At 60.5% G+C, this 12,376-nt stretch carries 3 protein-coding genes; all 3 read right to left on the bottom strand.

Going from position 1 to position 12,376, the window contains the following annotated elements:
* Positions 1-129: 129 nt before the first annotated feature.
* Positions 130-1,827: a ShlB/FhaC/HecB family hemolysin secretion/activation protein gene (locus GA566_RS26555; RefSeq protein WP_237380683.1), complete on the bottom strand. Its 1,698-nt coding sequence runs from the start codon at positions 1,825-1,827 to the stop codon at positions 130-132.
* Positions 1,828-2,230: 403 nt separating this feature from the next.
* Positions 2,231-2,512, bottom strand: a complete 282-nt coding sequence (locus GA566_RS26550; RefSeq protein WP_160474493.1) for a hypothetical protein — start codon at positions 2,510-2,512, stop codon at positions 2,231-2,233.
* 20 nt (positions 2,513-2,532) lie between these two features.
* Positions 2,533-12,087: a hemagglutinin repeat-containing protein gene (locus GA566_RS26545; protein WP_160474492.1), complete on the bottom strand. Its 9,555-nt coding sequence runs from the start codon at positions 12,085-12,087 to the stop codon at positions 2,533-2,535.
* Positions 12,088-12,376 lie beyond the last annotated feature (289 nt).

Below are 12,376 nucleotides of genomic sequence, written 5' to 3'. Positions count from 1 at the left end.
GCTGTCTACATCGGCCCGGAGTAATTTTGATAATTTTATTCTCCGCTGCACCCATCGATTTTGGAAGCAACGCACTAAACGAATTGCCCAGTGCCGATGAACCAGCCATTGGCGTCGCCGCCGATATCGCTAATACTGATAAACCACCTGCACCCCACCCGTCACCCCTGCCGTGTGGAACTGCTCCGGCTTGTACACGGGCACTCCCAGAAACACGTCATACGAGACACCGCCGAATTTCTGCGAACCCACGCCGCCTCGAACGCCGATGACTGCACCGGCCAATTGAGTGCCTACCAGCGCAGCCGTGGCTGGACCGTAGACTCGGCCATAGTCCAGGCCGGCGTAAAGGGCCTGGCCGGTTGAACCGAGTGGTGCTTGCAACTCGTTGCGCCAATAGAATCCGCGCTCGCCCGCCAGCAGGCTTTCTCCATCGAAGCCTCGCACGGTGTATCGGCTGCCGATGGTCAGGTCATCGACATAGTAGAGACGGTCGTTCGTGAACTGGCCGCGGATTGTTGTCACGTAACGGAATGGCTGCGCGGCAATCTTGAAGGGGACCGAAAGGTTGGCGTCGAGGACGGCCATGCGGAAGCGCCATGTGGGGCCACCGTCTGCGGCCAGCGCATCGGGCTGCGCGCCCATCGCCCCGATGCCTTGACGGAACGAGAGCGTCGCATCCAGTTGCGATTGCCCGAAGTAGTGCCGATCCGTCATCCCGATTTCGACGATCGTGTTGTTGCGGCGCTGCTGCGGAAGCTCCGTATCCTCGATATAGCTCTTGCCGAATCGGCGCGTCAGTCGCACCTGCATGCCGAAGACATCGCTCTGGCTACGGCTCAGTACGCGATGCAACTTCAAATCCACGTTCTCGGATTTTCCACTCGATACGAATGTGGTGTTCACCCCGGCAATCTGCTGGAAGTAGTTGCTGCTGTAAGCCGACAGCGTGGCTGTCCAATATCCCCACGGCACCGAGTAGTAGCCGTTCCAGCCGCGCGTGCCGTGTTCCTTGTTGTTGAACTGCAAATCCTGGCTGTAGCCAATGTTGAAGATGTCGCTCAGCCCCAGCGGATTGTCGATGCCTAAACTCACGTTGCCTTGCCATTTCCCCGTGGAACGCGAACCCGAGTTATCGACCGATGCCACCAGCGTCCACGGCTTGTTGCGCTTGATGGCAATGACGACATCGCTGCGCCCCGGCACCGGAGTCGGCACGATTTGCATATCGACATCCTGACTCGCCACACGCTTCATTTGCTCCAGCCCTTGCTCAAGATCGCGCAGGTTCAGCAGTTCGCCCGGTGCCGTCGGGAAAGCAGTCTTCCACGTGCCCCACAAATCAGGATCACTGAAACGGATATCGCCGATGACGCCGGGAATCAGCGCGAGTTTCAACGTGCCCGTTGACAGGTCTTGCTCGGGCACCAGCACACGGGTGGTGACGTAGCCTTTCGAGAGGATCGTTTGCGAAAGTCCCTTCACCAAGGTTTCGACACCCTGCTTGCCAACGCACTGGCCTTGGTAGTGTTCTAGCCACTGCCTCGCAAATGCAAAGGGGTCCATCGGCAACGCCGAGGCTCCCGCAGACTGGAGGTCAGCCGGAAGATCTTGGGGGACTTCCAGTGCGAAGCGGTCAACGTGGAAACAAGGGGTTTCCGTTGGCAGCGCCGGATACTCAGCGCGCGCGATTGCCTCGGCGCGGACTGCGGGCGCGTTAACGACAGCGGCGCGTTCGCGGGCTTCCTGCTGCTGGCGGTTGCGCTGGTCTTGTTCGGCGTTGGTCAGGGCAGCAGCATGGCCGGGGGATGGTGGGACCTGGGCCATCACGGAAGAATGCAGCCCCGAAAAACCTACCGCGAATGAGGCGGCAATAGCGATTTGCGACAGTTTAAAGAACATCGGCGTAGCAGAGGCTTGACGAAGGGTTACAGCCACCCGCAGTTGGGCATTGGAACATAGGGACTCAGGGAACAGACCAAAGCCGAACCGCACCATTTTTCCTTGTTGAACCGTCTTGCAGGCCCGTCGCTGCGCCGCCCTGTGTACCGAACAGAAGACGGCCGGCGTACGGCGAGACCGATCCCCTAAGTGACTTCAGGATGCCACCGTCGGCAATGATAGTCTGCCTACGAGTGTCGGGAATCAACTGCTCGGCAGATCGTGCATTCAAACAGTCTGCCCCAGAATTTCTTGCGGTATTCCATGACACCAATACATTGAAAATATACTAGCGAGCCTCGTGAATTCGTATTAGCTCTCCTGTTAAGGTTGAATAAACCAAATTGAAGTCCAATCCTTTATACGGACAAAACACGACGGTCACCTCTTCATTGCTCATGCCATTCAACCAAAGAAAAATTCCTTCCGCTAACGATTTAATATCTTGTGAACTACCACCGAGGGATTCCCATTTCTCGACAGTCGGCGCAACATTTTTCCACTTCACATTGCTTTCTGCGTCAGAATAATAAATTAGCTTACCATCGCACAAAATATCTAGTTTTCCCATTTTCAATTTTCTTTAAAAATTCAATTTGGCAACTGCGTCGTTGATCCATTTGGCCGAACGTAGTCCGTTCTCGGACTGTTGGCAGGATAGTCGTAAAAAGTCTGATTACCACCACCTGGATACTTGACCGCCGGCACCTGAGGCGCAACCTTACCGTCAACAACGACCATGGCCTTCCCTGTCGTTACAACTGGTTGGACCATGGAAACCTCGGGCTTCATTTCTGGTGTAATAGCCAGCGTACCCCGCGCGTATTGCTGATTAAATACTACATCGGGCGTCGAAAATGCACCAAGGGCGGGCTTTCCTTCTGAAATAGCGCTGGCTTGTCCTGATGTCACGATCATATTTGCCGGAGTACCCGTCGCCGCAATGCCGACATTGACATTGGTTCCCGACGTAAAAGGAGCAGACCATCCTTTATTCAAAAATTGCTGGTTGATCGTTTCGGCCGGGACCAATCCCGTCGTCAAATTGTCATCGCGGTGAAAATTATTGGCTATCGTTGTATCCGCGGCGCCCGCAGCGCCGGTTTTCCCAGAGTTGGCGCGGTTTAGTATTGCAGCACTGCCCGCTGCTGCACCGATATTCAATGCCCCGTAAGCAAGAGCCGCACCACCTGGGCTCATACCTAAGGCCTGCAGTACTTGTTCGCCATATGTTGCGGTGACATCGCCGTTGACCGTCTGTGTAAATCCCGCCTTCGCATAATCCAGGCCACCAACGGCAACTGCCGTTCCCAACGCACAGCCCACTACGCTCGCGCATCCCGTCCCTAGTGCGCCGAGAGCAACCGCAGTACTTGTCACACCCTGAACTGCGCCCACAGCACGATTCGACACCTGATACTTATCGAGTCCGTCATTAATACGGTCAACCGTACCGTAGCCATCAAACGCACCTGCATTTATCAGTTGTGCCTGCTGAGCGGTGTATCCTTGACCGTCACTCTGCATCTTTTGCAGCGTGAATTTACTGGGGTCATTGTCCGGGATGCCGTCTGCGCAACGGGTTAATGCACATTCGGCGGCTGCAAGCTTGTACTGCTCTTCCGGAGTCTTATCCCGCTGCAATGCCTGAAGCTTCTGTTGTTCGCTGGGATGCAACTGCCGATTAAACCGATCCACATTCGCCGCAGTCGCCGCTCCCGATCCGCCACCAACCGCAGCGCCAATACCTCCTGCCACAAGATTCGCCGCCAGATTGCCAATGGCCTCGTCCAGATTCTTGTTGCCACTGTCCACGCCATCGGCGACGGACCTGCCCACTGACGCCAGTTTGTCGGCCGCCAGCGAAGACAAGCCCGCCCCGACCGCACCCGCAAGAGCATTGCCACCGCCCAACCCAGCAATCATCGCGCCGCCCGCAGCATGCAGCGCCGCGCGATACTCGCCACCTTCCTTCCAGTTGGCGATATCCGCATTGGCGGCGTCGATGGATGCACGGTTTGCGTCGCTCGGGTCTTTTTCATAGGCTTCGGTGGCTGCTTTCAGCGCTTCCTTCGCGGCTTTTTCCTTGCTCCCCGCAATATCACCCACCGTCTTCGCCACCGCCTCCCCAGCCGCCTGCGCCGCCGCCATCATGTCGGCCTGCTTGCCCAGCAAGTTGCCGAGATCCGGGCCTTTGCCCACGGTGGAGTTCGTGTTGGACGTGTCGCGGTTGAGGGTTGCCACGTCCTGCGTCTGGTTCGCCTGATCCGTGACGGTGATGGTGCCGCCGGCGATGCCCGATTGGGCGACGCCGCGCTCGCTTCCGCTCTCGTGCTGCGGAATCATCGGACTGACACCGCCTGTGTTCTTGCCCGACGTCTGGCCAGACTTCTTGTCATCGACCTTGGGTCCGAACGTGAAGCCGCCACTGATGCCGAGCGAGGTAGCGCTGTAATCCGACTTGTTCTCGATGTCGCTCCAGCTCAAGGTGCCCGTACTCAGCTTGTTCTTGTCCTCCGTTGCCGTGCTGGCGATGATGGCGCCCTTGAGGTCGGTGTTGCCTTTGACGTGGATGTCGAAGCCGCCATCGCCCGCGAGAATCCCGGTTTGTTCCGTCACGTTGGCATAGCTGCCGTCGCTCTTGCCCTTGGATGCGGAGAACGAACCGCTTACTCCGCCGCCTTGGCTGAAGCTCAGGCCACCGCCGACGCTTTGCTGGCGGGCGCGGCTTTCCTCGGTGTCCTGGCGACTCGCCAGGTTCAGGTTGCCACCCACATCGGCGGAAACCTTTCCTCCGCTGACGACGCCACCCAGGATGTTCGTGTCATTGCCGGAGAGGATCGATACCGACTCACTGCCTGTGATGTGACTGTTCACCTGCGTGGTGCCGGTGGTGTCGCTATTGCCTTTGCTGGCAGAAGCAGACGCCGAGACACCGAACCCCTGCGCCCCGTATGACACGCCGATGGTGCCACTGCTCGATTTGTTCGTGCTGTGGCTCTCATAAGTATCGGTCGCCGAGACGATGTTGACGTCGCCCTTGGCGCCCAGACCCACCTTCGTGGCCGAGATATCCGATCCGATGATGTCGAGGTTCCCTGTGGTCTTGTTGCCATCGGCATCGACGCCCGTGGCGATGAACGTCGCAGTGCCTCCCGCCTGGATGTTTGAGCCAGTATGCGTGGTGCTGTCCTGCGTGAAGGTGTTCTTGGTTTTGCTTGTGCCGAAAGATAGCGTCACCGCCGTACCGGCAGGCCCCTTGCCATCAGCCAGGCTCTTCATTGCATCGCCAGCACCCATGGCCGCATCGTAAGCATCGCGGCCAGCGGCAATGCCCCACAGCGCAGATGCGCGGCCGTCCTGGCTCTTGGTTGCCGAACTGACCTTCTGCCCCGCGCTGATCGCAGAACCGATGGCGCCGCCGCTTACACCAAGCGTAAAGCCGGTTTGCTTGATCTCGTGCGTTTCGTCGTGATGCTCGCTACCCACGGCTGCATCAATGATCACATCGGCCCCGACGCCGGTCAGATCCTTCGCGGCAATGACCTGGCTGCCAGTCACATGCAGCGTACTGCCGGCCTTCATGCTGACGTTCCCGTCGGTACTGCCTACCAGGCTGCCGGTCTGCGTGACCGAACGGTCATTGGTGGTGTCCTTCTGATCGCGCATCCCGTACGAGATACCCCCGCCTGTGGCACCAAAGCCCGTGGCCTTCGTATGTGAGTAGCTGTAGCTTTCACTGGTGCTTTCGGCGGTGGTAATGGTCAGATTGCGGCCAGCCTCCAGCATTACGTCGCCGGTGCCGGCAACAGTCGAACCACTGATCGTCATGTCGCGGCCCGCACTTCCGACGATAGAGTCACCCGACACGACCGAGCCTACCGCCACCGTGTCGTGCGATCTGGAAGTCTTCGTGGTTTCAGTCTTGGAGAGGAAACCCGGCTTCTTGGTTTGCGACCAGTTCTGCGCATCGTGCTGCTCGGTCACGGCTCCTACCGTCACATCGCCAGTCGCCACGAGCTTGACCGCACCACCGTTGCTGGTGGCACTGCCAGTGCTGACGGAGGAACCGAGCACAGTCACATCGCCTGTCGTAGCACCCTCGACGGCAGCAGGCGTGATGCCGTTGGCCCCGAGGATCTGGCCCGCTACGGTCGTCTGTCCTGCCGCCAGCGTGACGTTGTTGCCCCCTTGCACCGAACTACCCCGCGCCCCCTCGTCATAACTCGACTGCGTAAACTGCGAAGCCTTGTTGCTGAACGCGCCTGCCTCTTGCGTGCGTGAATCCATCGCCGCAGTCACTGTGGTATTGCGACCCGCCACGAGGGCGGCGTCGCCGCCAGCGTCGATCATGGAACCCGTCAGCGTGGCGTCCCGGCCGGCGACGGCGGTTACGTTGCCTCCGGATTGCACCGTGCTGCCCTGATTCACGACAGTCTGATCTCGCAGGTAATCCTTCCCTCCGTGTGCGGTCGCATCCTGTGTGGTGCCGAGTTGCACCGTGCCGATGTTCAGATCCCTGCCAGCGGCGAGCAGCGCGTTGTTGCCCGCATCCACGGCGCCACCGGCCATGCTGATGTCCCGGCCGGCCAGCAGGGCGACGTTGTTCGAACCCGCGATTGTGGCCACGGCACCCACGCCCGTCGCGCTCGCGCTATTGCCGTTGGCCAACGTTGTGGTGTTCGTGATCGTCTGCGATGCGTTGACGATGTCTCGCCCTGCAGACACCACGACGTCTTCTCCGCCGATCCGGCCGCCGAGGTTGCGCACATCCTGCGTCGCCTTGACGACGGTGGTGCCGGTGCCGCCGATATTGCCGCGATTGACGATGTCGGTGCCCACGACTTGCGTGGCGATGTCGCCCACGATGGAGCCGCTGTTGGCAACTGTCCCGGTGGCATTGATGGCAACCGATCCACCGGCGACGAGGGCACCGGTTGCGTTCAGATCCACGCCGCTACCCTGCGCGAGATACACCTTCGGTACGAGAACCGATTGCGTAGTGCCATCAGGCAGTGTCACGTCCTGCGAGACCATCCAGACCATGTCGGTCGTGAGCTGCAGCATCTGCTCGTCGGTCAGGCCCACGCCGGGGGTCAGACCGAAGGACTTGCCATACGTCACGCCGTTGTTCATCAGCGCTTTGTATTCCTCGAGCTGATCGCTATAGCCTTCGAGGAAGGTCTTGCCCGTCAATTGCGTGACCTGGTCGCGAATGAGTTTCTGCTCGTAGAAGCCATCCCCGAGACGCTTCTGGGTTTTCTGCGGATCGAGGCCCAGTGCGTCGAGCATGTAGTCGCTCGAAATAAAGCTCGTGTACTGCGTGAAACGAGAGTCTGTCGCGACGAGATAGGTGTCGCCCGGCGCCGTGCGGAACGTATAGAGACCGTTGCTCGGCAGACGCAGATTGGGAATGCCACCCTTTGCAGTGCCTAACGTCTGGGGTGGGCGCTGGCCGGTCGCGCCGGACACTGCGCCCGTGCCGTTGGTGCTTCCTGTGGCTGCTGCGGCCTGCGTGCCAGTGCCACCGCCACCGGTAATGGAGGCACCAGTTACTGCAGCGCCTACGGTGTTGACCGAGGCGACGGTGACGTTCTGCGCCGTGGTCTGCACGGTCTGGTTACCTGTGGCGATGGCCGGCAGCGCTGCGGTCGTCGTAGATGCTTGCGGGGCGCTCGGGAATGCCACCTCCTCCCATTTCTGGCTGCCGCCTGTGCGCTGATGCCAGTAGAACGTCGAGGTGTCTTGCGTGGTGACCGTTTGCTGCAATACGGTGCCCACATCCTGGATCGAGCCATTGGCTGCCACGCGCACGAGGTTGCCACCCGCAGCCATCGTCGAAGACTGGTTCAGGATGCTGCCATTGTTGCTGTTGATACGAATATTGCCGCCCGCCTGGATCTTGGCTGGATCCGATGCACTGACAAGCTGGTCCGTCGCCGTCATCGTGACGGTCGTGCGGGAGATCTCGTTGAAGTCTGTACCGAAGTTGGCCTGACGAACTTCGTCGGGACGAATATGAATGTTGGGGTCCCAGTCTGGCCAGAAGGTGATGCTGTAGGTGGTGCCGTTGTCCTGGATGGCCTGGTAGTACTGCGTGGGGCGGGTGGCGATGGGGCGTGAGCAGATGCCCGTGTCGACGTCGCAGTTGTCGCCGGGCATAGCCGTCGTGTATTCCTCGATAGGCGACTTAGCAAACGACAATGTCTTGTTAGACGCATCCAGATTCGTGACGGTTGCCTTGTCTACGGTCACGGTGATCGGCGCTCGTAAGGCGTTTGTTTGCGGTGTGCTAACCGGTGCGCCTTCTGCGTACCATGTCCAACCGGGAAACGTAATGCTGGCGTGAAAATTCTGATCGAAACCCGTCAACCCCGCCTGCCACAACACCAGCGTCTTCACCGCCGTCTGCACCGGCGTTCCCGCCGTTGTCACGATGTTCGTGCGCGTGTTCTGCACCTGATTGGCCGCGATATCGATATCGCCGTCCGCTTCGATCGTGGCGGATCGATTGATCAGTGAGTTTGTCTGATTGGCAAGTAGCCCCGAGTTGGGATCGCGCGTGCCGTCCCGTGCGATCTGGAGGTTGCCCGCGCTGTAGAGCGTAGCGCCGTCGAGGTTCTGGACCGAATTGCTCGCGTACAGGTTCAGGTTCTGGACGGACGCCATCAGCGCCGACGCACCGTTGTTGACGATGTCCGTGCCACGCACCGTGACGTTATTGCCGATGACCGTGCCGGTATTCGATACCGTGGCTGCGCTGGCTTGTACCGTATCGCCCTCGATGCGCCCTGCATTCGCGAGCAGATTGCCAGCGGCGATGGTCGTGCTACCCGATGCGATGCTGGCACCGGCGGCGTTGACAATGTTCGCACCGGACAGATCCAATGCGCCAGCGGCAGCGAGACTCGCGGTATTGGTCAGCGTGCCGCTGGTGGAAAGCTTCAGCGTGCCGTTGGCACGCAACTGGTTGGACGCGTCGTTGGTGTAGTCGCCAGCCAGATTCAGCGTCAGGTTTCTGCCTGCGAGGAAAGTGCCGCTGCCTCCGAGCGCACCGGTCATGGCGATGTCCTGATTCGCCTTGACCGCACCGCCGAGGTTGGACATCGACAACAAGCCGAGGCGGATGCCTGTGCCGCCGAGCACCTGACCGCCTGCGTTGTCGAGCGTTGCACCCGCCTGATCGAACGTCACGTCCTGGCCGTATAGCGTACCACCGCGATTCTCAAGCCGATTGGTGACTTGCAGATCCAGCGCGCCACCAGCGGCCACTTGTGCCGCCGTCGTGCCGTTTGCGTTGTTGGTGAAGGTCTGCGCGGCAATGAAGACGTCACCGTTGCCACCGATTCGCCCCGCTGTATTCGTCAGCGAAGCGGTGGCCTTGACGGTGGTGCTGCCTGTGCCCGCATTGAGCAGCGCGCCACGGGAGTTGTCGATGCCGGTGGCGGAAATGCTCACCTCGCCATCCGAGCCATTCGCAGCGAGCGTGCCATCCACGTTGTTGACGGCGCCGGTTGCCACGATGCCCAGATCGCCCTTGGTTTGCGCTGATCCAGAGGTGTTATCCACACTGCCGCCCGACGCAATCGACAAGCCGTCGTTCCCGTAGAGGCTGCCCTGCCGGTTGTTCAGTGTGCCGCTCGTGATTGCTGACAACGCACCCTGCGCGGATATCTTGCCGCTGTTGTTGTCGAGCGTGACCGCCTTGGCTTGCAGCGTGCCGTTGGTCTGGATCGTCCCTGTGTTGTTGGAGAGCGCACCCTGGCTTATGACATCAAGCGTGCCGCTTCCCGCATGAGACACGGTGCCACCATCGTTGATCAACGATGCGCCTGCGATGTCGAGGTCGACACCGTTCGCAACGATGCTCCCGCTGGTGTTATCGAGTTGACCGCCTGCAGTTACGGACGTGGCCGTGTCGCCGTACTGCTTGATCGTGCCACTACGATTGGACAGGCTGCCCGTGGTGCTGATTGTCACGCGGTCGCCATCGATGTGGCCGCCAGCATTGTCCAGCGATGCACTCTGCAAAGTCGTCGTAGCGGCCGATATCGTGCCGCCTGCGTTGGTCAGTGTGCCGTCGGCTTCCAGCGACAACGATGCCCCTGCAAGCAACGTCGCATTCGTGTTATCCACCGCGCCATGCGAGCCAAGCGTCAGGGCCTTGCCAGCCGAAACGGCTCCGCCTGCGCCAAGGAACGAGCCGAGCTGCGCCTGCAATGTGCCATTCGTCTCGATGGCACCGTTCACATTGCGCGCCGTGCCTTGCACCGTCGCCGTTAGCGTGCCGGCACCAGCGTGGGACAACTTGCCGGTGTCGTTGATCAGGCTACCCGCTTCGAGCGTCAGATTCTTGCCATTCGCAGCGACTGTGCCGCCCGTGTTGTCGAGCTTCCCGCCGGCCGCAATGATGGCATCGGTCTGCCCGTATTGCTTGATGCTTCCGCCCTGATTGACGACATCGCCAGTCGCCTTGATTGCGAGGGCATCGCTTTCAATCTGGCCTGCCGTGTTGTCGAGCGACGCGGCGGTGAGCGTCACCGCGCCGCCAGTGACCGAACCCTGACGATTGCTACCGGCCCCCGAAACGTTGGCACTCAGCGCGCCACCCGCGCTCAGCAATCCCGCATCGTTGGCGAGCGCAGCCGCATGAATGGCGAGATCGCCCTGTGCCGTGACCTGTCCGCGCGTATTGTCGAGCGCGCCTGCAGTGGTTGCGGACAGATGCGTCCCCGCATTCACCGTTGCGCCCGAGAGGTCGAGGTTGCCCGCGATGGCCGATAGCTTCATCGCACCATTGGCGACCGTCTGACTGCCAGCAAGATTGATGCTGCTGCCGGTGATGTCGACGTTGCCGGTGGCCAGGTTGCTGCCGGTCGCGGAAGCTGCCCCCACCGTGCTGATGGTCAGGTCACCTGTCCCGGCAGGCTTGCCGTCGGGACCCATGCCCGCCGCAAGGGTGCCTGTGGAATTCAACTGCCCTGCACGAATGCCGACCGATTGCTGTGCGACGAGAGTGCCGCGATTGTCCAAAGCAGCGTCGCTGTCCAGCCCGATATTGCCGCGCGCATACGTCGTGCCGCTGTTGTCCACGCCATCACGCGCGGATGCCGCAAGATTGCCCGTGGCGCTGGTTTGGCCTGCGAGCACGAGCTTGCCCTGTGCGGTCAGTGTCAGGTCTCCGGCCTGTGCGGCCAGCACGCCGCGATTGGAAACCCCGACACCCAATTCGGTGGATGCCAGCAAGATCTTGTTGGCGTACATGCCGCCCAGTTCGCTCACATCGATGCCCACTGCCGACGCTGCGCCACTGGGTGCAATGGCACTGGTCGCCAACGTCCCGTAGTCGACCTGGTTCGCCCCGGCCACCACATTGAGCCGGTTCGCATAGAGCGCTGCATTGGCCTTTACCGCCCGCGCGATGAGGTCCACCTGATCGACACTCGCCGCATTGAGCCCCGCACCCTCGACATTGATCTGCCCGCCCGAAACGCGAAATGCATCGAGACTGCCGCTGCCGCCATAGATTGGCGTCCCGGTGGTCAGGGTGACGCGGCTGGTATTGATGAAGCCCGCACCGTCCACGAGCAAGCCGTTCGGATTGGCGATCACCACATCGGCGCGCTGCCCAGCCACTTCGAGATAGCCCCGCAACTGGCTCGGCGACGTGCTGTTGACCTGGTTGACGATGATGCGCGCCGCGCCACCCGGCAGCAGGTTCGGATTCCCGTTGATGTAGCCGGCTTGCTGCGTGTTCGTGATGACCGGGGAATTGTTGAGAATCGCGCCGGGCCGATTGACATCGAATTGGCTGTACTGATTGACCGAGACACCTGCGCCGGAAGGGCGCGTGATGTTGACCTGCGGCAGGCCATTGGCGGTCTGGATCACGCCCGGTCGATTGGCGCCTGCATTCGGATCGCCCACGATCTGCGCGCTGGCGATGATCGGCAAACCCAGACTGATACCGATGGCCAGTTGAATCGCCGAGATGGCCATCCACGAAACATCGGGACGGGAAGCGGCCGAGCCACTGGCGGAAACAGCGGCTGTCTTGCCTGTGCCCGTGCTGCTGGCGGTTTCGGCAACAGCCATGAGCATGGCGCGCGCGCGATTGAAGACGATGCGATAACGAAGACGATTCATAGCGACCCGGATTGCTGGCGTGTCTGGTGGTCACGCGCTGCAACCGCTGCTACCAAGGGCGAAGAACCTCCTCGTACGTGCAACTCCAGCTGTAACCTTTTGTAACGACACTGTGTGAGCTGGAGAGTAAGTCAACGTAACGAGCGCTCGACACCCTACTTTCTGGCTATGGCTTGTGAGCCAACCCACAAAATGACTACGCCCGCAATCATTTAAAACCCGCCAGGCCAGCCCGTACAACGGCTTGCGGGCGATAGTCGCACGGAGCGGCATCGCCGATCTCTTAAGA

The sequence above is a fragment of the Cupriavidus sp. SW-Y-13 genome, assembly GCF_009793345.1.
GTDB lineage: Bacteria > Pseudomonadota > Gammaproteobacteria > Burkholderiales > Burkholderiaceae > Cupriavidus.
The sequence above is the reverse complement of the archived record's forward strand: the minus strand, read 5'-3'. Positions and strand labels throughout refer to the sequence as shown.